Consider the following 25,078-nt stretch of genomic DNA (forward strand, 5'->3'; position numbering starts at 1 on the left):
CGCCGCCGACGCCGAGGCGTTCCGGGCCGACCTCCGCGCGGCCGCGCGGGCGCTTCACGAGACGCGGCCGACGGCCGTGAGCCTCCCCAACGCCCTCCGGTACGTCCTCCGCGGCATGTCGAGTACGACCGTCGAGGGACTCCGACAGAACGTCGTCGACTCGGCCGACGAGTTCTGCGCCCGGCTCGAACGGGCCCAGGCCGACCTCGGCGAGGTCGGTGCGAACCGCCTCCGCGACGGCGACACCATCATGACCCACTGCCACTCGACGGACGCGCTGGCGTGCGTCGAGGCCGCGGTCGAGCAAGGAAAGCACATTGAGGCCGTCGTCAAGGAGACGCGACCCAGAAATCAGGGACACATCACCGCGAAGCGACTCGACGAACTGGGCGTGCCCGTCACGCTCATCGTCGACTCGGCGGCCCGCCGCTACCTCAACGACGTGGACCACGTGCTCGTCGGCGCGGACGCCGTCGCGGCCGACGGGAGTGTCATCAACAAAATCGGGACGAGCGGCCTCGCGGTCAACGCCCGCGACCGGGGGACGCCCATCATGGTCGCCGCCCAGACGCTCAAGCTCCACCCGGGGACGATGACCGGCCACACCGTCGATATCGAGATGCGCGACACCAGCGAGGTCATCGACGACGAGACGCTCGCGGAGCTCGGCAACCCGGCCGTGAAGAACCCCGCGTTCGACGTGACGCCGCCGCGTTACGTGGACGCCATCGTCACCGAGCGCGGGCAGTTCCCGCCGGAGAGCATCGTCATCCTGATGCGGGAGCTGTTCGGCGAGGGCACCAGCGAACCGTGGTCGGAGCCGTCGTCGCGGGCCGAACCGTAGCCGGGTCTGTCGCTGCGGTCCGAGTCGTAGGCGGAGCCGCCGTCGCGAACTGACCCGCGGTCACGCCCCGCCGACGAGGTCCGCCATGACCTTCATCTCCGCTTTTCGCAGGTGCTCCGCCGCGGTGCTCGTCGAGCAGTCGAGCCGCGCGGCCACGTCGGCGACCGAACCAGTCCGCGGCTCGCGGTAGTAGCCGCAGTCGACGGCGACCTCGACGGCCTCGCGCTGGCGGGGCGACAGCGACCCGGCCGAGACGCTCCCCGGCCCCGTGTACTCCCGCACTCGAACGATTTCGAGGCCGCGACCCTCGGGGAGCTGTTCGACCGCCGACTGGAGCGCGTCGTCGGTGCCGACGAGCGTCATCGAGACCGTCCCGTCGCCGTCGAAGACGACCGGCGGGACGACGATGAGCCCGCCCCGCGTGACGGCGGCCGTCTGCTTCGTCCCCGCCGCGTCGAGCCGCTCGTCGACCACGATGAAAAAGGAGTCGCCGGGGAGCTGCGAGAGTTCGTACGACAGGATACGCTCCGTCTCCGCGAGCGCCGCCTCGTAGGCCTCGACGTCGGTCCCGAAGACCTCGAAGACGATGGTGTTCCTGTCGGTCACCGTCGGGTTCCAGTGGTGGAGTTCGGTCCGCTCGAACGCCTCGTGTTCGACGACGAACTCGTGCATCGGATGCAGCTGTTCGTCGTCGGGCGTGAAGCGAAGCCTGACCGATTTCATGCCAGCGGATTGATTCGACTGCGACATAAAAACCAGCCGCACTCGTGAGGCAGAACGACGAACCGGCGACCGGACGAACGAACGGGTGTCAGCCGCCATGTCACTCGAACGCCCGCAGCAGCCCACCGAGTCCGACGCCGACCCCGCCGCGATCGCCGACGACGCCGCCGGTCCCCTCGACGCCGACGCGCTCCGGCGGGCGCTGGGCGACGCCGTCCTCGCCACCGAGGAGCACGTCCACGCGCCCGCGGTCCAGATTCGCCCCGACGCGGTGCAGTCGTCGCTCTCGACGCTCCGCGACGACCTCGGCCTCGACCACCTCTCGTGTGTGACCGCCCAAGAGTACGAGGACCGCTACGAGTCCATCTATCACCTGAAGTCGTACGACGACCCGACCCGAGAGGCGAGCGTCGTCGTCCCCACGCCCCGCTCGGACCCGGTGAGCGAGTCTGCCGCGCCGGTGTTTCGGACGGCCGAGTGGCACGAGCGGGAGGCGTACGACCTCGTCGGCATCGAATACGAGGGACACCCGGACTTACGCCGCATCCTCTTGCCGGAGACGTGGCAGGGCCATCCACTCGGGCTGGACTACGACCAGACGCGCCCGCAGGTCGTCCGGTACGACGAGAACGCGAACCCGCTTGCCGAGGACGGCCGCGCCGACTCGAACACGATGCTTCTCAACATCGGGCCGCACCATCCGGCGACCCACGGCGTGATGCACCTGCAGGTCACGCTGGACGGCGAGCAGGTCGCCGACGTGGAGCCGGACATCGGCTACATCCACCGCTGCGAGGAGCAGATGTGCCAGCGGGGCACCTACCGGCACCAGATTATGCCGTACCCCGACCGCTGGGACTGGGGCGGCGGCGGCCTCCTGAACGAGTGGGCCTACGCCCGCACCGCCGAGGCGCTGGCGGACATCGACGTGCCCGAGTACGCGCAGGTGCTCCGGACGCTGGCGGCCGAACTGAGCCGCATCCTCTCGCACATGCTCGCGGTCGGCGCGTACGCCCTCGACGTCGTCGGCGACTTCACCGCGACGTTCATGTACGCCATGCGGGACCGCGAACTCGTCCAGAACATCCTCGAAGACCTCACGGGCCAGCGGCTGATGTTCAACTACTTCCGGCTCGGCGGGGTCGTCTGGGACCTCCCCGAACCCCGCGAGGAGTTCTTCGAGAAGATTCGGACGTTCGTCGACGGCCTCCCCGAGAAGCTGCGGGAGTATCACGACCTCCTGACGGCGAACGAGATTCTGCAAGCCCGCACGCTCGAGACCGGTATCCTCCCGCCCGAGGTGGCGAAGGACTACGGCGTGACCGGGCCGGTCGCCCGCGGCTCCGGTATCGACTACGACCTCCGCCGCGACGACCCCTACGGCTACTACGACGAACTCGACTGGGCGGTCGCCGTCGAGGACGACTGCGACAACTTCGCACGCTTGCTCGTCCGCCTCCGTGAGGTCGAGGAGTCGGCCAAGATCATCCAGCAGTGTGTCGACCTGCTCGAAGACTGGCCGGACGACGAGCGGACCATCCAGTCGAACGTCCCGCGCACCATCAGACCGGACGACGACACCGAGGTCTATCGCGCGGTCGAAGCCGCGAAGGGGGAACTCGGTATCTACATCCGCGCCGACGGCACCGACACCCCGGCGCGGTTCAAGATTCGCGGCGGGTCGTTTTCGAACCTCCAGGCGCTCCCCGAGATGGCCGAAGGCGAGTACATCCCGGACCTCATCGCGGCGCTCGGGAGCCTCGACACGATAATGGGAGAAGTAGACCGGTAGTCGTCGGCGGGACGGCCGGCGTCACGCGGCGTCGCGCGTCGGCGACTCAGTCGTCCGACGGCGAGGGACCGGTCCCCTCACCCGACCCGTCGGCGACAGCCTCCGGTCCCGACTGCGACTGCGCGGCGGGAGTCGCCTCGGTCGGCGCACCGCCGCCGCGGCCGCCCTGACCGACGTCGAACCGACCGACGAGGTCGTTGAGCGACTCGGCGGACTCCGACACCTGCTGGATGTTCCGCGTGACCTCGTTTATCGCGGCGGTCTGTTCTTCGGTCGCCGCAGAGACAGTCGCCGTCTCCGAGGTCGTCTCCTCGCTCACGCTCGACACGTCGTCGACCATCGAGACGACCTCCTCGGTCGAGACGGCCTGGTTCTCGGTCGCCTGCGAAATCTCCTCGACGCCGTGTTCGGCCTCGCGAATCGCCCCGGAGATGTGGTCGAACATCTCGATGGCGTCGCCGATGGTCTCGGAGCCGCTCTCGACGCTCTCCTGCATGGACTGCATGTCGTCGACCGTGTCGTCGGCGCGGTCGCGCACCTCGTCGATTTGGGCTTCCACCTCGTCGGTGGCCTGACTGGCCTCTTTTGCGAGCGCCTTGATCTCGTTGGCGACGACAGCGAAACCCTCGCCCGCCTCGCCCGCGCGGGCCGCTTCAATGGATGCGTTGAGCGCGAGCAGGTCCGTCTGCTCCGCGATGTCGTTGATGAGTTGGACAATTTCGTTGATTTCGCCCACCTGCTCGCCGAGGGCTTCGACCCGCTCGACGGCCTCGTCGGCCTCGGTCTCGATAGTCGATATCTCGTCGGTCGCCTCCGCGGCGTGCTCGCGCCCCTCGTCGGCGAGCGACACGGCCTGATTCGCCGACTGGACGACGCCGTCGGCGGAGGCCGCGACTTCCTCGATGGTCGCCGAGAGGTCGTTCATCTCATTTGCGACCGTCTGGAGCCGTTCGGTCTGCTGTTCCGCGCCGTGGGCGATTTCTTCGACCGACCGCGCGGTCTCCTGGCTCGCGGACTCGATTTCCTTCGCGCTCGACACCGTCTCGTTGCTCACCGCCGCGAACTCGTCGGCGACGGACTGCACCTCGACGAAGCCGTCTTGGAGCTTCTGAATCCCGGTGTCGAGGTCGGTCATGATAGCGCCGAACTCGCCGGGGAGGTCGGTCCGGAGGTTCTGGTCGAGGTTGCCGTCCCCGAGTTCCGTTCCGGCGGTCCGAAGCGCCGAGACCTGCTGTTCGAGGTTCGACTGCATGTCGTCGAACGCCTCGACGAGTTCGCCGAGTTCGTCGTCGTTGGCGTCGATGTCCTCGTCGTTGTCGAACCGCCCGCGGGCGAGCGACTGTGCGCGGTCCCGAAGCGCCTCTATCGGCTCCGAGAAGTACCGCGCGGCGACGTAGCCGACGCCGACGACGACCACGATGATGCCGACGATCAACAGGAGCATGATGTTCCGGGCCATGTCCGCCCGGTTGTTCATCGCCTGACTGAGCTGTTCGACCGGTCCCGTCACGTCGGACTCGGGGACGGTGGCGACGAGTTCGTACTGTCCGTTCCCGAAGTGGAGCGGCGCGTACCCGACGAAGTAGCGAGCCGATTCGCCGCCGTCGCCGACCGACTCGTGAGTGGTCAGTCCGCTCTGGCCGACAATCGCCGTCACGTTCTCCGCGATTTCGGACTCGGCGGTGCCGAGCGACTCCTTCGAGTCGGTCAGGAGGTCACCATCTTCGCTCACGATGGTCAGATGGCCGGTTTCACCGACTTCGATGTCGTCGATGAGCGTGTCGAGGAGTTCGAAGTTGAACTGGAGCGTGATGGTCCCGGCGAGCTCTCCCTCGCGGTACACCGGCGCGGTGACGTAGATTGCGGCCTCGCCGTCGACGGTCGTCACCTCGCTGACCTGAATCTCGCCTTCCTGAAGCTCGGTCGCGGCCTCGAACCACGGCTCGTCCGCGAACGAGGTGCCGGACACCGACTCGGTGGTGATGCCGTCGTCCGTGCGCATCGCTTGGACGATGCCCTGGCCGTTCTCGTCGGTGAACAGAATCTCGTCGTAGGTGGGTCGCTCCTCGCCGTCGATAGTCACGGCACGGGTTCTGAGGTAACTCCGGAACGAGTCGTTAATCTCGTCGCGGGCGTCGGTGACGGCGGCCGTCTGCAGTTCGTAGTAGTAGACGCTCGGCGCGAGCACCCAGTCGAAGTCCTCGTGGTAGGCGTACGCGACGAACTTCTCCTCGACGGGGTTGCCCTCCTGCGTGGTGTCTTCCCACTCGTACTCGACGATGCCCCAGTCCTCGCCGTTGCGGACGGCGGGGTTGGACTCGATTTCGGCGGGCACCTGATTGAACGCCGGTATCCCGGCGTCGTCGACGGCGTTGACCCCGTCTTCGAGGCCGTGGTGGACGACGAAGTTGACGTCGCTGTCGAGGATGAACGCGTAGCCGGTAGAGCCGACGTAGCCGGGGTGGAACGACTCGGAGAGCGTTCCGCCCTGTTGGACGCCGTTTCCAGCCGTCCCGGCGATTCGAGCCTCGACTTGGTCTTTCACCTGTTGTTGCTCCGTCGGTGTGAGTTCGTCCCAGTCCTGCCCCCCGTACTGGTTCGCGAGGACGGTCTGTTTCGTGGTCTCGACGGTGGCGCGCATCTGGAGCGCCATGTAGCCCAACTGCGCTTGGCTCTGTTCCTGGACGAGTTCCATCTCCCCGGCCCGGGCGGCCTCGTAGTTATGGACAGGTGCCGAGTCCGCCAGCGCGAGAGCGTCGATTCGACGGGCGTCGAGGAGGTTCTGTATCTCCTCTTGCCGGGCGGCGACGGTGCCGTTCAGGTCGCTCGTAATCTGCCCTTCCAGCGTTGCCTCGCTTTGCCCTTGCGCATAATCCCCAATACTATTCATTCCTTGAACGCCCGCAACGCCAACGACTGCCACGGGAACCAGCGAGATGGCGAGACAGAGCGCGATAAGTTTCGTTCGTATCTTCATGGTTTGGTTGATATCGGCGAGTCCCGGCGTCCCCCAACACGCGCCGAACAGCCGGTACGTGGCCGAATAGCTCTGAGTCTAGCTCTGCCAGAACAACCGTATAAAACTCCCCCGCCAATTATTATCGGCGATATTCGAACGCAGAACCACTTCGAATCCCCGTCAAATAGCGGGTCGATTTCTCACTCGGTATTGCAGTAATCACTCAACACGTTTCGAACCATTGTCACGAAACAGCAACAATTGCGGCCGAGAAGGCGGTCGCACCGCCTCGTCAGCACTTACCGCGGCGTCTCCGTCCCCCACTTGTCGAGGGCGACGGCGAGTTCGGGCGTCTCCTCGGCGGCCTCGGTGATTGACCGCCCCTCGGCGTAGGCGTCGATGGCCGACCGGAGCGCGACCGCGCCCGCGCGGGTGCCGTCGGGGTGGCCGTGGATACCGCCGCCGAGTTGGACGCAGACGTTCGTTCCCGTGGCGTCGAGCAGGTCAGGGAGTAGACCGGGGTGGAGTCCGCCCGAGGCGACCGGCAGCACGTCGGTCGTCCCGTAGAGGTCGCCCGCGAGCCAGTCGTTGATGCCGACGGTGTCCTCGTTGGCGAGCTTACCGAGGCCGGCGGTGCCGGTGTGGAGCTGGTCGACACCGCAGAGACGGCTTATCTGTGCGAGCACCCGCATCGAGACGCCGTGGGCCGGGAGCCGGTCGAAGGCGGCGTGCATGGCGCGGTGGGCGTGAATCGCCAGCCCGTGTTTCTCGGTGCGCTCGCGGACGGTCTGGAGGCCCGCCCAGCCCGCGGTGATGATGTCCACCATGACGTACTCGCCGCCCTGCGCGGCCACCTCGTCGACTCGGTCGAGCATCGTCTGAGTGTCGGCGGTGACGTTGATGAGGTACGATTTCTTCTCGCCCGTCTCGTCCTCGGCGTCGTCGCGGAGCGACAGCGACTCAGTCAGGCGGTCTGAGAAGGGGTTGAACGCCTGGTCGGTCAGGTTCTCGTCGTCTTTCAGGAGGTCGACACCGCCGATCCACGCGTCGTAGCCGACCTGCGCGTGCGCCGCCGTCGAGAGGCCGACTTTTGGCTTGGGGACCGTCGCCGTGATGGGGCGGTCGGTGACGCCGAATATCTCCTCACGGACCGACGACCCGTACAGCGGGCCGGGGTACGTCGAGACGACGGACTCGGGCCACTCGCAGTCGAGGAGGCGAATCGTGTCGACCGCCTTCATGCCCATGATGTTGCCGGCGATGCACGACAGCACCTGCGGCATGTTTCCGGGTTCGAACAGCCCGGCGGGGTAGGCGACCTTGATGCGGTCGCCGTCGATGTCGAACGTCGTCGCGCCCATGTCGGTGAAGTCAGCGCCGGTCTGGAGGGCCGCCCACGTGCCGTTGGAGGACTCCGAGGCCACGCGACTCGCCGCCGCCTCTGTCGACATCCCCGTCGCGGGGTCGATGCGGAAGGTGCAGACGAGGTCCTCGTCGGTCGGTTCGTAGTCGAGGTCGAGGAAGTCTTCGTACGTGATACCCATAGCTTCGCCTACGCCCCCGCGAAGCTTAAAACGGCATCCCGAAGCGACTTTGGCCCCTCGACGCGAAGGAGAACGGCTTGGTGAGTAGCGGGGTCAACACGGGTGCGTCACGTGGTCAGCCCTCCGCATCAGGGCGACAAAAGCGCCCGGACCTCGCGGAACTCGGGAACGTCGGTGTCGAGGGCGGCACAGAGCGCGTCGGCCGCGCCTAGCAGCCACTCCGCGCGCTCCACGCGGGACTCCACGTCGCCCGGCCCGATTCGGTAGCGCTCGACGAGTTCCTCGATGTCCGAGCCCTCGGTCCACTCGTGGAGGATGCGGGCTGTCTTGACCGCCGTCAGCCACTCCTCGAAGGGGTCGGCGTCGTGCATCGCGGTGGTGAACTCCGCGGCGTGGCTCCGGGCGTACTGGTACATCAGCGCCCGCTCGCGGTTGCCGAGGTAGGTGTCGTGCATGTCCGGCGTGTCGCAGACGACTTCGAGGGCGGTCCGGGCGGTGACGTGCTCGTCGGCCATCGTCTCGATGGTCCGGATGCCCGAGACGATTCGCGCCCCGGTCGTCGGCGAGACGTACTGTCTGGAGGTCTGTGCGCCCAGCGTCGTCGCCGACAGCGTCCCGTCCGTCGCGTCGAGGAGCTCCATCGCTTCGAGTTCGGAGACCACGTCGGCGACGAGTTCCGCGAGGTCAACGCTCGGGTTCTGGTGGGCGTAGTAGGTCGCCGAGAACACGTCGGCGACGCCGTCGAGGCTGTCGGCGAACCCGGAGGCGACGACCGAGAGGACGTGCGTCCGGAGCGCCTCGGGGTCGTCGAACTGCGAGTCCACGGCCTCCGCGTCGGCGGTGACGTAGCGGTCGAACAGCTCGGCTTTCGTGTCCGCGTCGCCGACGAGGACCGCCTCGCCGAACGGGTCGAGGTGCGGGCGACCGGCGCGGCCGCACATCTGGTGCACGTCGAGGACGGGAATCCATTCCATCGCGTCGCCGGTGTAGCGCTTCTGGTCGCGGATGACGACCCGTCGGGCAGGGACGTTCACCCCGGCGGCGAGCGTCGGCGTCGCGCAGATGACCGCGAGCCGGCGGTCCCGAAACGCGTTCTCGACGGCGACCCGGTGGGCACTCCGCAGGCCGGCGTGGTGGAAGCCGACGCCGGTCCGGGCGCACTCCGAGAGCTGGCGGCCGGTCGCGGTGCCGCCGAGTTCGTCGAGTTCGTCGCCGAGACCGGGCGCGGGCGAGAGGTCCTCGTCGGCGAGGCGGTCGGCGAGCGCCTCGGCCTCGCGGCGCGACCGGACGAACGCGAGGCACTGCCCGCCGGTCTCGACCGCGTCTTCGACGAGCGCGACGGTCGCCTCCGTTGCCTCGTCGTCGTTCGGGCCGGTCGGGGGGACGACCACGTCGAGGTCGGTGCCGTCGTCGAACGCGACGGTCTCGTCAGCGTAGACGCCGGTGCGGAGCGAGACGGGTCTCCACGTGCTCTCGACTAACGCCGCGTCGAGCCAGTCGGCGATGACCTCGGGGTTGTCGACGGTCGCCGAGAGGGCGACGAGCTGGAGGTCCGGGACGCGGCGCTGGAGCGTGGCCAGCGTGACTTCGAGCGTCGGTCCACGACCCGGCGCGCCGAGGAGGTGGACTTCGTCGACGACGACGCAGGCGAGGCGTTCGACCCACGGCGCACCGTTTCGAATCGCCGAGTCGACCTTCTCGCTCGTGGCGACGACGATGTCGTGGTCGCCGAGTTCCGCCTCGTCCGCGTCGAAGTCACCCGTGGAGATGCCGACGCTCACGCCGGGCAGTCGGTCGAACGTCTCGTATTTCTCGCGGGCGAGCGCGCGGAGCGGGACGATGTAGAGCGCCGGCCCGTCGGCGGTGAGCATGGCGAGTTCCGCGATGAACGTCTTGCCGCTGGCGGTCGGAATGGCGGCGACGACGCGGCCGCCCTCCGCGACGCCGGCCTCGACCGCGGCGGCCTGCGGCGGGTAGAGTTCCTCGATACCGTCCGACTCGTAGTGGGAGACGAGGGCCGCCGACAGCGGGAGGTCACGCACGCGCATCTGTCACAGTTCTGGTGGCGGACTCACATAAGTATCTTCGCCGGGCGGGAGGTCGCCGACCGACGGCCCCCGAACCGGGCCGAGACGTTCGGCCTCGTGCGACCGTCAGCCACGGCAGGTATTTCCGTCGGCTTCTCGATATATGGCTTGATAAACATGAGCAGGCGTGCCCTCTCGGTCGCCCTTCTCGTCGTCGTCGTGCTCGCCGGGCTCCCGGCACCGACGCTCGGCGCGGAGGCAACCGCTTACATCGACGACGTCTCCGTCTCGCCCGCACAGCCGACGCCGGGCGAGCGGTTCATCCTCTCGACTATCGTACAGAACGCACAGAACAGCCCGTCGAACCTCCAAGTGACGGACGTGTACGTCCGCACGGCTGGTGGGTCGAACGACCTCGCTCGGGCCGAAGACCTCGGGACGATTCCACCCGGGAGCGACCTCGACATCCCGCTTTCGGTCCGGCTCGCCGACGCGGGGACCTACGATCTCCGCGTGACCGTCGTCGGCCGGAGCGACGGCAGCATCCAGCGGCTCCAGTACCCCGTCGTCGTCCGCGTCCGCGAGGGTGGTCCGCAGGTGACCGTCGAGGTCGGCGACGCGGTCATCGGCACGGAGACGCCCGTTCAGGTCACCGTCTCAAACGGCGAGGAGGAGGTGGCGCGCAACCTTCGGCTGTCGGTCGCCGCCGAGGACGCGACCGTGCGGAACGACACCCGCGTCGTCCCGCGCCTCGACTCCGGGCAGGCCCAGACGTTCCAGTTCGACGTGACGCCCGGCGCGACCGACTCCGAGGTGACGGCGACGCTGCGCTACACCACCGCCGACGGTAACGCCCGGACGACGACCACCACCGCGCCGCTCGCCGCCGACGAACTCCGAGAGAACGTCCGCCTCGACGCGACCCTCGGCGACGGCGCTCGCCCCGCGGTCGTCGTTGACGTGACGAACCTCGGCAACGCACCGCTCGACGACCTCGTCCTCTCGTTGCGGGACAGCGGTTCGACCGTCGTCGGAACGCCGGTCGGCACCGTCGCGGCCGAGTCCACTCGGACCGTCCGACTGAACGTCTCGTCGGTCGACCGCGCGACGCTCGACGTGGTCGCCGACTACGAGACCGGTGGGCGCGACGGCTCCGCGGCGACGACCATCGACTACGTCGCCGCTCCCGGCCAGATTTCGCTCACCGGCGTCGACGTGGAGCGCGAAGACGGGAAGATACACATCTCAGGCAGCGCGAGCAACGTCGGTCTCAGCGACGCCCAGAGCGTCGTCGTCCGGGTCGTCCCGACCGACGGCGTCACCCCCGAGCGCCCCTACAAGGAGTACTTCGTCGGCTCGGTTCCCGCGAGTGACTTCGCCTCGTTCGACCTCTACGCCACCGTCGACGACGGCGTGGCCGCCGTCCCGGTCGAGGTGAGCTACCTCGCCGACGGCCGCGAGCGGACCGTCGAAACGACGGTGGACGTGAGCGACCTCTCGCAACCCGTCGACTCGAACGACGGCGGCGGCGGGGGCCTCGGCACCACGCTCCTCCTCGTCGGCGGCCTCGTCGCCCTCCTCGTCGTGGTCGGCGTCGGAATCTACGCCTACAGACGACGCTGATTCGAGATGAACCACATCATCGAACTCCAACGCGTCTGGAAACGCTACGACACCGGCGGCGAGGTCGTCGAGGCGCTCAAGGACGTGGACTTCCACGCCGACCCCGGCGAGTTCGTCGCCGTCATGGGGCCCTCGGGGAGCGGGAAGTCCACGATGCTGAACGTCCTCGGCCTCCTCGACACACCCACTGAAGGGACCGTCTACCTCGACGGACAGGACGTGACCGACCTCTCCGACCGGGAGATGACGGTCCACAGAAAGCGCTTTATCGGCTTCATCTTCCAGAGTTTCCACCTGATTCCGACGCTGTCGGCGCTGGAAAACGTGGAGATGCCGACGCTGTTCGGCGACGACCCGACCGCCCGCGACCGGGCGACGCACCTGCTCGAACGCGTCGGCCTCGGCGAGCGACTCGACCACCGTCCCGACCAGCTCTCGGGCGGGCAGAAACAGCGCGTCGCCATCGCGCGGGCGCTTATCAACGAGCCGCGCATCCTCCTCGCCGACGAGCCGACGGGGAACCTCGACCGCAAGACCGGCCGGAGCGTCCTCGACCTGTTCGACGAGATTCGCCGCGAGGACGACGTGGCGGTCATCGCCGTCACCCACGACCCCCAACTCGGCGACTACGCGGACCGAACGGTCGAACTCATCGACGGGAGGATACAGTGAGCGTCCTCGACGACCTCTTCCGGCGCGTTCCCGCGCTGTTGATGGCGCGTCGGAACCTCTCGCGCAACCGCATCCGGTCGGGGCTCGCCGTCCTCGGCATCATCATCGGCGTCCTCGCCATCGCGTCGCTCGGCATGTTCGGCACGACGCTCCGCACCGGCGCGAGCCAGCAACTCGGCGACATCGGCAACGAGATCAGCGTCTCGCCCAACTTCCAAGAGGGAATCGAGGAACTCACCGAGCGCGACGTCGACGAGATTCGTCGCGCGGTCACCGACGGCGCGGTCGTCCCCGTCCGCTCGGAATCGAGACTCGTCTCGCGGGGTGATCGACAGACCGTCACCACGGTCTACGGCATGGAGAATCCCGGCGCGCTCTACGAGGCCGAACAGGGCCGCATTCCCGACCGACTCAGACAGGGCGCGCTCGTCGGCTCCGGCACCGCCGGCTTGCTCGACGTCGAGCCCGGAAACACCATCTCCGTGGACGGTCGGACCTACCGCGTCGCGGCCGTGCTCGCCGAACAGGGAGGCATCTCGCTCGTCAGCCCGAACAACGCCGTCATCGTCCCCGTCGAGGACGTAAACGGCACGGGCTACTCGCAGGTCGTCGTCAGCGCCGACTCCGGACAGGCCGCAAACGAGTCGGCGGTCGCCATCCGCGAGGCCCTCAACGAGCGCGAACAGCGCGTCTCGGTGTTCGAACTCCAGTCCATCACGGCGGGCATCAACGAGTTCTTCGGCATCCTCAACGCCTTCCTCATCGGCATCGGCTCCATCTCGCTGGTCGTCGCCGGCGTGAGCATCCTGAACGTCATGCTCATGAGCACCATCGAGCGACGCCAGGAAATCGGCGTCCTCCGCGCCGTCGGCGTCCAGCGCGGCGATGTGATTCGCATGATTCTCGCCGAGGCCGGCCTGCTCGGCGTCGCCGGGGGCGTCATCGGCGCGATACTCGCGGTCGGTGCGGGCGTCGCGCTCAACGCGTTCGTCCTGAACGACCCGCTCGCGACCTTCCAGGCGGCGAACCTCCTCTACATCGTCCTCGCGGTCGGGTTCGGCGTCGGTACCAGCGTCCTCTCGGGGCTGTACCCGGCGTGGAAGGCGGCCAACGAGCGGCCGGTGGAGGCGCTCAGGAAGTAGATGGGACTCTGGGAGAACAGTTTTGGTAAAAAGCCGGCATTGTCGTCGGCCGCGTCGGGGCCGATTACGACGAAATCGTTACGGAGGTGGTTAGGCCTCGGGGCCGGTCCACGTCTGAATCGTTGCAGAGTTCTCACCGGACTCCGAGGTCCAGACGATACGGACCGTTGCACCGCTCAGGTCGAGTGCTTCGTTGTCTGCGGGTGTATCAGCCGTGTCATCGGTGGTCCCATCTGCAAGGGTGTCGTCCGTTGGTCCATCGGTGTTATACATGAAGTCGTCACCATCCAGAGTGACTGTTTGTCCCGCATTCACCGTACCCGACGATAGGATATCCCAAGACGAATCACCCAACGTCCCGCCGACTGCTATCGAAGCTGGAGTTGAGGAGGCGGCATCAACAGCGGTCGCACCAGATACTGCAAAGGTCAACCGTTCTGAACTAATTGCAGTCCCTGCATCGTGCGTGATTGAGAGTGAATCAGGGGAATCAGATGACGTCTGGTCATTGTCCGTGAAGTCGAAGCTGAAACTCGCCTGCGGTGCAGACTCAGTCTGCTCACCCAGTCCGAGGACGAACGTCCCGATAACGGCCGCGAGAATGACTGTAATCGCAACCATCAGAATCACGCCGATGACCGGCGAGACTGCACCATCGTCTGCTAGTAGTTGTCTTATTTTCATGAATTGTATGCTCCATACATACGCGGCCCGTCCGCGGAGAACCCACCCAAAGAGCGGTATGTACGACTAGTACATGGTGGGTAGACAAGATAAATCTAACCGGAGATAAGACAACAAAAATCACGTTCAGCCCTAGCACACTGTCAGATTAGTTGCCAGTACGCGCTCTCGGGGCTCGATACGACGGTAGAAAAGTCGGGTCGCAGCGGGGGATTAGATGTAGTCGTGCTCGGCGAGGCGCTCGACGGCCTCGCGGAGTCGCTCTTCGCTCGCGGCGTAGGAGATTCGGGCGTACCCCGGTGCGTTGAAGGCGCTCCCGGGGACGGTCGCGACCTTTGCGTCCTGAATCGCACCTTCACACCACGCCTGGTCGTCGTCGTCGACGGGGAGCATCATGTAGAACGCGCCCTTCGGGACGGCGACATCAACGTCGTGTTCGGCGAGGAGGTCCACGAGCATGTCGCGGCGGGCCTCGAACGCCTGGCGCATCTCCTCGACGTCGTCGTCGGTGCGCTCCGAGAGCGCCTCGACGCCGGCGTGCTGGACGAAGTTCACGGCGCAGGAGACCGAATGCGAGTGGAGCTTACCGGCCTGCGAGATGAGGTCCGACGGGGCGTGGAGGTAGCCGAGCCGCCAGCCGGTCATCGAGAACGCCTTGGAGAAGCCGTTGATGGTGATGGTGCGGTCTTCCATCCCGTCGAGGGAGCCCAGCGAGGTGTGCTCGAAGCCGTCGTAGACGATGCGCTCGTAAATCTCGTCGGAGATGACGGCGAAGTCGTGTTCGACCGCGAGGTCGCGGACGCCTTCGAGCGCCGCGTCGGAGAAGACGCCGCCCGTCGGGTTCGACGGGGAGTTGACGACGAGGAGTTTCGTCTCGTCGGAGACTGTCTCGGCGAGTTCGTCGAGCGCGGGTTCGAGCCTGAAGTCGTGCTGTGCGAGGTCGACGCGGCTGAGGGTGCCGCCGGCGAGCTTGACCATCGCCTCGTAGGAGACCCACGCGGGGTCGAGGAGGACGACCTCGTCGCCGTCGTCGACGAGCGTCTGGAACGTCTCGAAGAGCGCCTGCTTGCCGCCGGGCGTGACGATGACCTCGTCGGCCTCGGCGTCGACGCCGTTCCCGCGGAGCTTCGCCGCGATTGCATCCTTGAGTTCCGGGATTCCGTTCGACGAGGTGTAGCTCGTGTGTCCCGCGTCAAGCGCGTCCTTCGCCGCCTGCGTGATGTTGTCCGGGGTCGGGAAGTCCGGTGCGCCGACCGAGAGGTCGACCACGTCTTCGCCCTGCGCTTCCAGTTCGCTCGCGAGGTTCGAGATGGCGAGCGTCGCGCTCGGTTCGACGCGGCCGACTCGGTCGCTGAAATCGAAGTTCATGCCAACGCCTCCACCATATCAGTCGCAGCGTAAACCGCTTCCGCACCTTTGCTGACGCGCTCGCGCGCCTCAGCGCCGCTCATGCCGGGGCCGGAGACGCCGAACGAGACGGGCTTGTCGCGGTCCAACGAGACCTCAGTCAGCGACTTCGCGGTCGCGTCGGCGATGACGCGGTCGTGGTCGGTGTCGCCGGTGACGATTGCGCCGATGACGACGACGGCGTCGATGTCGTCGCGGCGGGCGAGTCGGTCGGCCGCGAGAGGCGAGTCGTACGCGCCGGGTACCTGAACCGTCTCGACCACCTCTGCGTCGCGCTCGGCGGCCGCGTCGCGGGCCGCCTCCTCCATCTGTTCCGTGACCGACGAGTTGAATCGGGCCACGACGAGTCCGAGAGAGACCATGGCCGACCCTTCCCGTCTCGGATAAAAGAACTACCGACACCGACCGAATTTGGTCCGGCGGCGGACAAGCACAAAAGTTGTATTGTCGGCGTCGCGATGGGTGGGCATGAGTACTGACAGTGGGACCGAGACGGTCACTCGGTCCCGTGCCCTCCTGGCGCTTTCGGGCGCGGTGGTCGTCGCCCTCCTCGTCCGCCTCGTCGACCTCGGCGGCCGCATCTTCCACTGGGACGAAGGCCGCGTCGGCTACTGGATTCTTCGGTATCACGAGACCGGCGAGTTCTCCTACCGGCCCATCATCCACGGCCCGTTTCTCCCCGTCGTCAACGACTATCTCTTCGCGGTCCTCCCGGCGACCGACTTCACGGCTCGACTTCCCGTGGCGCTCGTCGGCGGCCTGCTCCCGCTTTCGGTCTGGCTGTTCCGAGAGCATCTCCGCCGCGACGAGATGGTCGCGCTCGCGCTCTTCCTCGCGGCGAATCCCATCTTGGTCTACTACTCGCGGTTCATGCGCAACGACGTGCTGGTGGCCGCCTTCTCGTTCGTCGCGCTCGGCTTCGTCGTCCGCGCGTACGACACCGGCCGCCTCGCCTACCTCATCCCCGCGGGCGTCTCCTTCGCGACCGGCTCGGCAGCCAAGGAGAACTACGTCGTCTACCTCGCGTGTTTCCTCGGGGCGGCGTTCCTCGTCTTCGACCACCGACTGCTCGCCCGCACCTCGGCCGGCGAGTCCGCCCGCGATGTCCTCTTTTCGGAACTGCCCGCGAGCATCCGCGACCGACTTCGCGCACGCGGGGCGGGAAGTCTCAGTTACGGCGCGATTCGGTACGCCGCAGGCGTCCTCGGGGGGCTGCTCGCCTTCCTCGCCGTCTTCGTCTTCTTCTACGCGCCGCGGCCCGACCTCTGGAACGCGCTCGGCGGCTCAACTGCGGTTCTGCCCGTTCTCGAAGCCGGGACCGTCGGCGCGGTCTCCGAGATGTTCGGCAGTTGGCTCGGCGGAAGCCACCAGTCCCACGAGTATCTCCCGTACTTGAAGGACTTCCTCGAAACGTTCGTCTACGGCGCGCCGGTGCTCATCGTCTTCGCGCTCGTCGGCATCGTCGTGGACCGGTACGGCGTCGTCGCCGGACGGGTCCGCTGGCTCGTCGCCTTCGCGACCTACTGGGGCGTCGTGAGCATCTTCGGCTACCCGCTGGCGACCGACATCCAAGCGCCGTGGGTCGTCGTCCACGCGATCGTCCCGCTCGCGGTCCCGGCGGCGGTCGGCGCGGCGTTCGTCTTCCGCTCCGGCGTGCAGGCGCTCGACGCCAAGGACACGGTCGGCGTCGGCCTCGCGGCGCTCGTGCTCGTCGCCTCAGTCGGCGGCGTCGCGGCCGCCAACGTCGACTACTGGAACGCCTCGACCGACGAGGACAAGGAGGTGCTCCAGTGGGCCCAACCCGAAAACGACCTCAAGGCCACGCTCGACGACGTAGAGCGCGTGTCGGCCGCCAACCCCGGAACCGACGTGCTCCTGTACGGAACCCACCCGCCGGACAGCGACGAGACGCACTTCTACGTCTCCAACGAGTCGAACCCACTCGGTGGGCCCTCGTGGCACAGTCGACTCCCGTTCCCGTGGTACTTCGAGGGCTCAGGCGTCGAGCGCACCAGTAGCGCGCCGGACGCGAACGTCTCCGAGGTGACCGCCGACGCGCCGCCGGTCGTCATCGCCTACGAGTGGGACCGAACCGAACTCGAATCCGAACTCGACGGCTACGTCGTGCGCCAGCACGCCTTCAAACTCTGGAGCGAGGACGTGGTCGTCTTTATCGACGAGGACGCGCTCGCGACCGCGAACGAGACGCGGGGCTGACGCCGACCTGCGGCGTTCGACGACCCGATTTTTCTCGCGTTCGACGCGTTCGAGCGCCCGGCTCGTTCTGCGTCTTCTGCCCCGATTGTATCCACGAACGTGCCTATTTGAACACATAATGTGGCAACGTTTATGCACCGACGTACTGAACCCGCGACTGTGACCGTCACCGTACCCGGACCCACGCTCGGCGTCGTCGGTGGGGGCCAGCTCGGGCGCATGCTCGGCGAGGCCGCCGCACCGCTCGGCGTCGACATCGTCGTGCTCGACCCGACACCCGACTGCCCGGCATCGGCCGTCGCCGACCAAATCGTCGGCGACTTCGACGACCCCGAGGCGATGGCGGAACTCGCCGCGCGGGCCGACGCGCTGACGTTCGAAATCGAACTCGCCGACCCGGACCTGCTCGACGAACTGGCCGCCGAGGAGGGAATCGATGTCCACCCCTCGCCCGACGCGCTCCGGACCATCGAGGACAAACTGGTCCAGAAGGACACCTTCGGCGAGGCGGGCATTCCGATTCCCCCGTTCCACCGCGTCGACGACGCGGCCGACCTCCGCGACGCACTCGACGAGTTCGGCTCGGTCATGCTGAAAGCCCGAACCGGCGGCTACGACGGCCGCGGGAACGTCCCCGTCACCGACCCCGAGGACGCCGAGGCCGCCATCGAGGCGGTCGGCGGCCCGGCGATGGCCGAGGCGTTCGTCGACTTCGAGCGCGAACTGTCTGTCATCGGTATCCGCGGTGAGGACGAAATTCGGACCTTCCCCGTGGGCGAGAACGTCCACGAGGAGGAGATTCTCCGCGAGACCGTCGTCCCGGCGCGGACGACCGACGAGGTTCGCGAGGAGGCCGACCGCGTCGCCCGCGAGGTGCTTTCGCACCTGCCCGGCCGCGGCGTCTTCGGCATCGAACTGTTCGAGACCCCGGCGGGCGACGTGCTCGTCAACGAGGTCGCGCCGCGCCCGCACAACTCCGGCCACTGGACCATCGAGGGCGCGCTCGCCTCGCAGTTCGAACAGCACGTCCGCGCCGTCCTCGGGTGGCCCCTCGGCGCGACGACCCGCCGGTCGCCCACCGTGATGGCGAACGTCCTCGGCACCGTCGACGAGAGCCGACCCGCGCGCCTCGGCGGCCTCGACGACGCGCTTGCGGAATCGGGCGTCTCGCTGCACTGGTACGGCAAAGACGAGGTGCGCCCGCTCCGCAAGATGGGCCACCTCACCGCCGTCGGCGACGGCGATGTCGACCTCGAAGCGCTTCTCGCACGCACGCGCGACCTCCGGGACGGACTACACTTCGACTGATACACAATGACGACAGAACGGGACCTCATCGACGAACTGCACGCACAGGCCGACGCCGACCGCGACCCCGAGACGACGCCCGACGTGGGAATCATCATGGGGTCGGACTCCGACCTCGACGTGATGTCCGGCGCGCACGAGGCGCTGGACACGCTCGGGTTCGGCGAACAGACGGACTTCGACGCGCCGCCCGAGGAGCGATTCACCTACGAGACGTACGTCGTCTCAGCACACCGGACGCCGGACTTGATGTACGCCTACGGCGACACCGCGCGCGACCGCGGCGTCGAGGTCATCATCGCCGGCGCGGGCGGCAAGTCCGCGGACCTGCCGAACATGACCGCCTCAATCGCGTACCCGCTTCCGGTCGTCGGCGTCCCCGTTCAGGAGAAGTCGGTGGACTCGGTCATCGGGATGCCGACGGGCGCGCCCATCGTCGCGGTCGACGCCGGCAAGTCATTCAACGCCGCACTTTCGGCCGTACAGGCGCTTTCTCGGGGGTACCCCGAACTCGAAGACCGGCTCGTCGAGTACCACGAGGACCTCGTTTCCGACGTGGCCGAGACCTCGGCCGCGCTCCACGACCTCGGGGTCGCGGGCTTCCGCGACTCGCGGTAGCGAAGCGCCCGTTATCCCCAGTCAGTTTTCCGCAATCGAGAGCCGTTCCCGGCGTCGAAACCCTGCCCGCGCGGGGTTCCGGGCGTCTCTCGCGTATTTTCCAAATAGAAGCCCTCTCGCGCCCGAAACACACAAATCAATGTTTATAGGGGAGCGCTTCTAACCGCCGCACGTCAGGGAGACACGGCATGAGTGATTGGATTGCAATCGGTGCGATGGGTTTGGTCGGTGTCGGCTTACCGCTCGCGATGATGGCGGTGTCGGCGCTGCTTCGCCCAAGCGTACCGGAACAAGGAAAGAGTGCCACGTACGAGAGTGGTGAGGTGCCGACAGGCACGGCGCGCGTCCAGTTTAACATTCAGTACTACATGGTCGCGCTGCTGTTCCTCGTGTTCGACATCGAGACCGTCCTGATTTTCCCGTGGACGGTCATTTACCGCTCTGCCCTCGAACAGGGCGCGTCGCTGGCGACGATTCTGACGCCGATGCTCGTTTTCATCGGTGTCCTCGTCGTCGGCCTCGTCTGGGCGTGGCGCAACGGCGCAGTCAAGTGGGTCAAAAGCCCGCAGGCAAGTCGTCGTAAGACAGAGAGACAAGATGCATGAGTAGCGAACAGAAACCATTCGTCACTGACGATACACAGGTACAGACCGAGACTCGCGATGCCCGGATGGCGGGGGCGGACGACCGGTTCAACTCGAAGCTTCGGGAGGCGTTCGGCTCGTCACCGTTCATCCTCACGAAGTTCGACAAGTTCATGAACTGGGTCCGCGGGTCCTCGATGTTCATGCTGCAGTTCGGTATCGCGTGCTGCAGCATCGAGATGATGCACACCTACGCGATCAAGCACGACCTGGACCGATTCGCGGCGGGTGTGCCGCGTGCGTCGCCGCGACAGGCCGACGTGATTATCGTGCCGGGGACGATCGTTTCGAAGTTCGCCCCGCGCATGAAGCGCGTCTACGACCAGATGCCCGAGCCGAAGTTCGTCGTCGGCATGGGGTCGTGTACGATTTCCGGCGGCCCGTTCCAGGAGGGCTACAACGTTATCAAGGGCGCAGAAGAGGTCATCCCGGTGGACATCCACATCCCCGGCTGCCCGCCGCGCCCGGAAGCGCTCATCTACGGTATCGCGAAGCTCCAAGAGCGCATCGCGAACGGCGAGTCCAGTCCGGTGACGGTCAAGCCGTACGAACTGGAGCAGTTCGGCGACCTCGAGCGCGACGAAATCGTCGACAAACTCGCCGCGCAGATCGACGAGGACGACCTCGTTATGCGGTACAACTGGGCTGATTCGCCATGAGTCTCGAAGAGCAACAGTCCGACGAACCCGCGGAACTCGAATCGGGCGTCAGCCGCGGCGACGAACTCGCCGACCTGCTCGGCGACCTCGTCGTCGGCCGCGAAGAGCACATGAACGCGCCCGGCCTCGTCATCCGTCCCGACGAGGTCCAAGACGCGCTGTTCAAGCTCCGAGACGAGGCCGGCTTCGACCACCTCTCGTGTGTGACCGCACAGGAGTACGAGGACCGCTACGAGTCGATCTACCACCTGACGAAGTTCGACGACCGGACCGACGAGGTCTCGGTCGTCGTGCCTACGTCGAAGGACAACCCGGTCAGTCAGTCCGCCGAACCGGTGTTCCGGACGGCCGACTGGCACGAGCGAGAGGCGTACGACCTCGTCGGCATCCAGTACGAAGACCACCCGGACCTGCGCCGCATCCTCCTGCCGGAGACGTGGCAGGGCCACCCGCTCGGGCTGGACTACGACCAGGACCGCCCGCAGATCGCGACGCTCCGCGAGCACGCGAATCCGCTCGAAGAGGACCACCGCGCCGGGGACAGCAACACGATGTACATCAACATCGGACCCCACCACCCGGCGACCCACGGCGTGCTGCACGTCGAGACGGTCGTCGACGGCGAACAGGTCGTCGACCTCGAATCCGACATCGGCTACCTCCACCGCTGCGAGGAGCAGATGTGTCAGCAGGGGACCTACCGGCACCAGATTATGCCGTACCCCGACCGCTGGGACTACATCTCGGCCGGTCTCCTGAACGAGTGGGCCTACGCCCGCACCGCGGAGGACCTCGCGGATATCGAGGTCCCCGAGTACGCCCAGATCATCCGGACGATGAGCGCGGAACTGTGCCGCATCGCGTCGCACATGATCGCGCTCGGTACGTTCGCGCTGGACGTGTACGGCGACTTCACGGCCATCTTCATGTACGCCATGCGGGACCGTGAAATCGTCCAGAACATCCTCGAAGACCTCACCGGTCAGCGCATGATGTTCAACTACTTCCGGCTCGGCGGGGTCGTCTGGGACCTCCCCGAACCCCGCGAGGAGTTCTTCGAGAAGATTCGTGACTTCCTCGACGGGCTTCCGCAGGCCCTCGAGGAGTACCACGACATGATCACCTCGAACGAGATCCTCCAGGCCCGTACGGTCGGCACGGGCGTCCTGCCGCCGGAAGTCGCAAAGAGCTACGGCGCGACCGGACCGGTCGCTCGCGGCTCCGGCATCGACTACGACCTCCGCCGCGACGACTCCTACGGTTACTACGACGAACTCGACTGGGACGTCGTCGTCGAGGACGGTTGCGATAACTTCTCGCGCCTGCTCGTGCGTATGCGCGAGGTCGAGGAGTCGGCCAAGATCATCCAGCAGTGTGTCGACCTGCTCGAAGACTGGCCCGAAGACGAGCGGAACATCCAGGCCAACGTTCCGCGCACCCTGAAGCCCGAAGAGGACACGGAAATCTACCGCGCCGTCGAAGGCGCGAAGGGCGAACTCGGCATCTACATTCGCGCCGACGGCACCGACAAGCCGGCCCGCTTCAAGATTCGCAGTCCGTGCTTCTCGAACCTGCAGACGCTCCCCGAGATGTCCGAGGGTGAGTACATCCCCGACATGATTGCCTCGCTCGGCAGTCTCGACATCGTTCTCGGAGAGGTGGACCGGTAATGAGTCTGCAAGCGGTCCTTCCGGACACGATCAGCGGCCTCCTCGGCCTCGAAGGCGTCCTCGGGGACGTTGTCGGCGGACTCGTCGGCGCGTTCCTCGTCGCCAACATCATGCTCATCATGACGGCGTTCGCCGGGCCGTGGGCCAAACGGAAGATTACGGCCGCCTTCGGTGACCGTATCGCGGTCAACCGAATCGGTCCGTTCGGTCTCCTGACCATCGTCACGGACGCAGTCCGTCTGCTGTCGAAGGAGCTCATTGTTCCCGAGGGCGTCGACCGTCCCGCGTGGGACCTCGCGCCGATAGTCATTCCCTTCTCTGCGCTGCTCGGATTCGCCGTCATCCCGATGGGTAACGGCATCCAGCTCGCGGACCCCGAAACCGGCCTCGCGTTCGCCTTCGCCGCGGCGTCTATCGCCTCGCTTGGCATCGTCATGACCGGCTACGCGTCGAACAACAAGTTCTCGCTCATCGGTGCGCTCCGCGCCGTCGCGGCGAACATCGCCTACGAGATTCCGCTCGTCGTCACGGCGGCCTCGGTCGTCATCTTCGCCGGCTCGCTCCGCATGAGCGAAATCGTCGCCGTGCAGGCCGAGCCGCTGCTTTCGGTCGCGGGCGTGACGATTCCGACGTGGTTCGCGTTCGTGAACCCCTTCGCGTTCGCGCTGTTCATCATCGCGAACCTCGCGGAGGTCGGCCGCAACCCATTCGACATCCCCGAAGCGCCGACCGAGATTGTCGCCGGGTATCAGACCGAGTACTCCTCGGTCTACTTCGTGCTCATCTACCTCGGTGAGTTCATTCACATTTTCCTCGGCGGCGCTATCGCGGCGACCCTGTTCCTCGGCGGTCCGGCGGGCCCGGTCCTGCCCGGATTCGTCTGGTTCACCATCAAAATCTGGGCGTTCTTCCTGTTCACCCAGTGGGCGCGCTCCGCGGTTCCGCGCCTTCGCGTCGATCAGTTCCTCGAAATCGGTTGGAAGGGGATGCTCGTGCTCTCCTTCGCCAACCTGGTTCTCACGGCCATCATCGTGGGGGTGATTGCATGATCGGAATCCTCAAAGGCATGGCAGTGACGCTGAAGCACGCGCTCGACGGGCAGACGTTCACGGTCGAGTACCCCGAGACCGCGCCCGAAGTGAGCCCGCGTTTCCGCGGCGTCCACAAGTTCAGCCAAGAGCGGTGTATCTGGTGCCGTCAGTGTGAGAACGTCTGTCCGAACGACACGATTCAGATCGTTCAGGACGACAAGCGCAACGGCGAGCAGTACAACCTCCACATCGGCCAGTGTATCTACTGCCGGCTGTGCGAGGAGGTCTGTCCCGTCGACGCCATCCTACTCACGCAGAACTTCGAGTTCACGGCGGACACCAAGAACGACTTCGTCTACAACAAAGAACAGCTCAAGAACGTCCCGTGGTACAAGGACATCGACCCGCTCAACTCCCGCAACCCCGACCGCAACGCGTGGATCGGCGAGGGCGAAGGAGAGGTCGACTACCAGTAACATGACCGCGAGTGAATCGTTCGAGTCCCGTCAGCCCGCGTCCGCTACCGGACGCTGAGGACGTTCTCGAAATGTTCAAAGGGATATCTCAAGGAGACATACACAATGGTTTATGAAACCATCGCGTTCGCGCTGTTCGCCCTCATTACCGTGGGCTGCAGCCTGGGCGTCGTCCTCGTGCGGGACATCTGGCATTCCGCACTCCTGCTCGGGGGCGCGCTCTTGAGCGTCGCGGTGCATTACGTGATGTTGCAGGCGGAGTTCCTCGCCGCCATGCAAGTCCTCGTCTACGTCGGCGGGGTACTGATTCTCATCACGTTCGCCGTGATGCTGACGCGTATCAATCCGGAGGTGAGTAGTACATGACAACCAAACCGCAGCTGAAACTCGGTTCGCACCTCGTGCCCGGACTCGCTGCCGTCGCGCTGTTCGTCGTGATGGCGGTCGTGTTCCTCGGTGCGTCGTTCCCGAACCCACAGGGGTTCCCAGAGGGAGCAAACATCACCGCGAGCATCGGCTATTCGATGTTCAACCTCGGGTTCGGAAGCGTCGACGGCGAGAGCATGCTGGTCGCATTCGAAATCATCGACCTCGTGCTCGTCGCCGCGCTCACCGGCGCGGTGCTCCTCGCTCGCCGCGAGGACACTACTACGGGGCAGATGCGGACTATCCTGACCGACGGTGGTCGGGAACTCAAGCAGACGCTGTTCGACGACGAGGAGGGTGACAACTGATGGTCCCCGCGCAGTATTACCTCGTCCTGTCGGCCGCCGTGTTCTGTATCGGCATCTTCGGCCTCTTGACTCGACGGAACGCGCTGTTGTTCCTGATGTCGGTCGAACTGATGCTGAACGCCGCGAACATCAACCTCGTCGCGTTCTCCTACTACTGGGGCAACGTGACGGGCCAGACGTTCACCCTGTTCACGCTGGCGCTCGCCGCCGCCGAGGTGGCGGTCGGTATCGGCATCATCCTCGTACTGTACCGCAACTTCGACGGCGTGGACGTGACTAACGCGACCACGATGAGGTGGTAATC

At 66.3% G+C, this 25,078-nt stretch carries 23 protein-coding genes; 16 read left to right on the forward strand and 7 right to left on the reverse strand.

What is annotated here, in order from left to right; translation table 11 throughout:
- The coding region (locus NKF06_RS02690; protein ID WP_253244451.1) for a ribose 1,5-bisphosphate isomerase at positions 1-844 on the forward strand (844 nt) is incomplete at its 5' end.
- A 60-nt stretch (positions 845-904) separates the two neighbouring features.
- On the opposite strand, the gene NKF06_RS02695 is transcribed toward NKF06_RS02690, so the two are convergent.
- Positions 905-1,567: a helix-turn-helix domain-containing protein gene (locus NKF06_RS02695; RefSeq protein WP_058828154.1), complete on the reverse strand. Its 663-nt coding sequence runs from the start codon at positions 1,565-1,567 to the stop codon at positions 905-907.
- 97 nt (positions 1,568-1,664) lie between these two features.
- On the opposite strand from NKF06_RS02695, the gene NKF06_RS02700 reads away from it, so the two are divergent.
- Positions 1,665-3,359, forward strand: a complete 1,695-nt coding sequence (locus tag NKF06_RS02700) for an NADH-quinone oxidoreductase subunit D (RefSeq protein WP_253244452.1) — start codon at positions 1,665-1,667, stop codon at positions 3,357-3,359.
- A 46-nt stretch (positions 3,360-3,405) separates the two neighbouring features.
- Here NKF06_RS02700 and NKF06_RS02705 read toward each other — a convergent pair whose 3' ends face one another.
- The 3 genes from NKF06_RS02705 to NKF06_RS02715 all read right to left on the reverse strand — a co-directional run bounded on the left by NKF06_RS02705 (position 3,406) and on the right by NKF06_RS02715 (position 9,910).
- Positions 3,406-6,336: a methyl-accepting chemotaxis protein gene (locus NKF06_RS02705; RefSeq protein ID WP_253244453.1), complete on the reverse strand. Its 2,931-nt coding sequence runs from the start codon at positions 6,334-6,336 to the stop codon at positions 3,406-3,408.
- A gap of 281 nt (positions 6,337-6,617) precedes the next feature.
- A complete protein-coding gene (rbcL, locus tag NKF06_RS02710; protein ID WP_253244454.1) occupies positions 6,618-7,862 on the reverse strand; it encodes a type III ribulose-bisphosphate carboxylase in 1,245 nt (414 codons plus the stop codon).
- A gap of 128 nt (positions 7,863-7,990) precedes the next feature.
- Positions 7,991-9,910: a DEAD/DEAH box helicase gene (locus NKF06_RS02715; protein ID WP_253244455.1), complete on the reverse strand. Its 1,920-nt coding sequence runs from the start codon at positions 9,908-9,910 to the stop codon at positions 7,991-7,993.
- A 156-nt stretch (positions 9,911-10,066) separates the two neighbouring features.
- On the opposite strand from NKF06_RS02715, the gene NKF06_RS02720 reads away from it, so the two are divergent.
- Genes NKF06_RS02720 through NKF06_RS02730 form a run of 3 tightly spaced genes read left to right on the forward strand, consistent with a single transcriptional unit; the run spans position 10,067 to position 13,326 of the window.
- Positions 10,067-11,512 (forward strand): hypothetical protein, encoded by a 1,446-nt coding sequence (locus NKF06_RS02720; protein WP_058828159.1) that lies wholly within the window; start codon positions 10,067-10,069, stop codon positions 11,510-11,512.
- Between the two features lie 6 nt (positions 11,513-11,518).
- Entirely contained in the window at positions 11,519-12,184 is a 666-nt protein-coding gene (locus NKF06_RS02725) for an ABC transporter ATP-binding protein (RefSeq protein ID WP_058828160.1), read from the forward strand.
- Positions 12,181-13,326: an ABC transporter permease gene (locus tag NKF06_RS02730; protein ID WP_058828161.1), complete on the forward strand. Its 1,146-nt coding sequence runs from the start codon at positions 12,181-12,183 to the stop codon at positions 13,324-13,326. The genes NKF06_RS02725 and NKF06_RS02730 overlap by 4 nt, the downstream gene beginning before the upstream one ends.
- Positions 13,327-13,416: 90 nt before the next feature.
- Here NKF06_RS02730 and NKF06_RS02735 read toward each other — a convergent pair whose 3' ends face one another.
- The 3 genes from NKF06_RS02735 to ribH form a co-directional block, all read right to left on the reverse strand.
- Complete coding sequence (locus NKF06_RS02735; RefSeq protein WP_253244456.1) at positions 13,417-14,010, reverse strand: type IV pilin N-terminal domain-containing protein; 594 nt, start codon at positions 14,008-14,010, stop codon at positions 13,417-13,419.
- A 213-nt stretch (positions 14,011-14,223) separates the two neighbouring features.
- A complete protein-coding gene (locus tag NKF06_RS02740; protein ID WP_004977651.1) occupies positions 14,224-15,378 on the reverse strand; it encodes a pyridoxal phosphate-dependent aminotransferase in 1,155 nt (384 codons plus the stop codon).
- Positions 15,375-15,779, reverse strand: coding sequence for a 6,7-dimethyl-8-ribityllumazine synthase (gene ribH, locus NKF06_RS02745; RefSeq protein ID WP_253244457.1), 405 nt, complete (start codon positions 15,777-15,779; stop codon positions 15,375-15,377). Before ribH ends, NKF06_RS02740 begins: the two co-directional genes overlap by 4 nt.
- A 106-nt stretch (positions 15,780-15,885) precedes the next feature.
- On the opposite strand from ribH, the gene NKF06_RS02750 reads away from it, so the two are divergent.
- From NKF06_RS02750 to nuoK, 11 genes are all read left to right on the forward strand, one after another.
- Positions 15,886-17,634 (forward strand): flippase activity-associated protein Agl23, encoded by a 1,749-nt coding sequence (locus NKF06_RS02750; protein ID WP_253244458.1) that lies wholly within the window; start codon positions 15,886-15,888, stop codon positions 17,632-17,634.
- Between the two features lie 159 nt (positions 17,635-17,793).
- Positions 17,794-18,942: a 5-(carboxyamino)imidazole ribonucleotide synthase gene (locus NKF06_RS02755; RefSeq protein ID WP_058828165.1), complete on the forward strand. Its 1,149-nt coding sequence runs from the start codon at positions 17,794-17,796 to the stop codon at positions 18,940-18,942.
- Between the two features lie 6 nt (positions 18,943-18,948).
- Positions 18,949-19,560: a 5-(carboxyamino)imidazole ribonucleotide mutase gene (gene purE, locus NKF06_RS02760; RefSeq protein ID WP_058828166.1), complete on the forward strand. Its 612-nt coding sequence runs from the start codon at positions 18,949-18,951 to the stop codon at positions 19,558-19,560.
- A gap of 188 nt (positions 19,561-19,748) precedes the next feature.
- Positions 19,749-20,165 carry an NADH-quinone oxidoreductase subunit A gene (locus NKF06_RS02765; protein WP_058828167.1) on the forward strand — a complete coding sequence of 139 codons (417 nt, stop codon included), beginning with the start codon at positions 19,749-19,751 and terminating at the stop codon, positions 20,163-20,165.
- A complete protein-coding gene (locus tag NKF06_RS02770; protein ID WP_008321368.1) occupies positions 20,162-20,863 on the forward strand; it encodes an NADH-quinone oxidoreductase subunit B in 702 nt (233 codons plus the stop codon). The genes NKF06_RS02765 and NKF06_RS02770 overlap by 4 nt, the downstream gene beginning before the upstream one ends.
- The gene (locus NKF06_RS02775; protein WP_058828168.1) at positions 20,860-22,533 is read left to right on the forward strand and encodes an NADH-quinone oxidoreductase subunit D; all 1,674 of its coding nucleotides are present in this window, start codon (positions 20,860-20,862) and stop codon (positions 22,531-22,533) included. The genes NKF06_RS02770 and NKF06_RS02775 overlap by 4 nt, the downstream gene beginning before the upstream one ends.
- Positions 22,533-23,582 carry a complex I subunit 1 family protein gene (locus tag NKF06_RS02780; protein ID WP_042666380.1) on the forward strand — a complete coding sequence of 350 codons (1,050 nt, stop codon included), beginning with the start codon at positions 22,533-22,535 and terminating at the stop codon, positions 23,580-23,582. The genes NKF06_RS02775 and NKF06_RS02780 overlap by 1 nt, the downstream gene beginning before the upstream one ends.
- Positions 23,579-24,040 carry an NADH-quinone oxidoreductase subunit I gene (locus NKF06_RS02785; protein ID WP_004572690.1) on the forward strand — a complete coding sequence of 154 codons (462 nt, stop codon included), beginning with the start codon at positions 23,579-23,581 and terminating at the stop codon, positions 24,038-24,040. The genes NKF06_RS02780 and NKF06_RS02785 overlap by 4 nt, the downstream gene beginning before the upstream one ends.
- 105 nt (positions 24,041-24,145) lie before the next feature.
- Positions 24,146-24,406: an NADH-quinone oxidoreductase subunit J gene (locus NKF06_RS02790; protein WP_004971032.1), complete on the forward strand. Its 261-nt coding sequence runs from the start codon at positions 24,146-24,148 to the stop codon at positions 24,404-24,406.
- Entirely contained in the window at positions 24,403-24,774 is a 372-nt protein-coding gene (locus tag NKF06_RS02795; protein WP_253244459.1) for a proton-conducting membrane transporter, read from the forward strand. The genes NKF06_RS02790 and NKF06_RS02795 overlap by 4 nt, the downstream gene beginning before the upstream one ends.
- The gene (gene nuoK, locus NKF06_RS02800) at positions 24,774-25,076 is read left to right on the forward strand and encodes an NADH-quinone oxidoreductase subunit NuoK (RefSeq protein WP_042666387.1); all 303 of its coding nucleotides are present in this window, start codon (positions 24,774-24,776) and stop codon (positions 25,074-25,076) included. Before NKF06_RS02795 ends, nuoK begins: the two co-directional genes overlap by 1 nt.
- Positions 25,077-25,078: the final 2 nt, after the last annotated feature.

The sequence above is a fragment of the Haloferax sp. AB510 genome, from assembly GCF_024136985.1.
Lineage (GTDB): Archaea > Halobacteriota > Halobacteria > Halobacteriales > Haloferacaceae > Haloferax.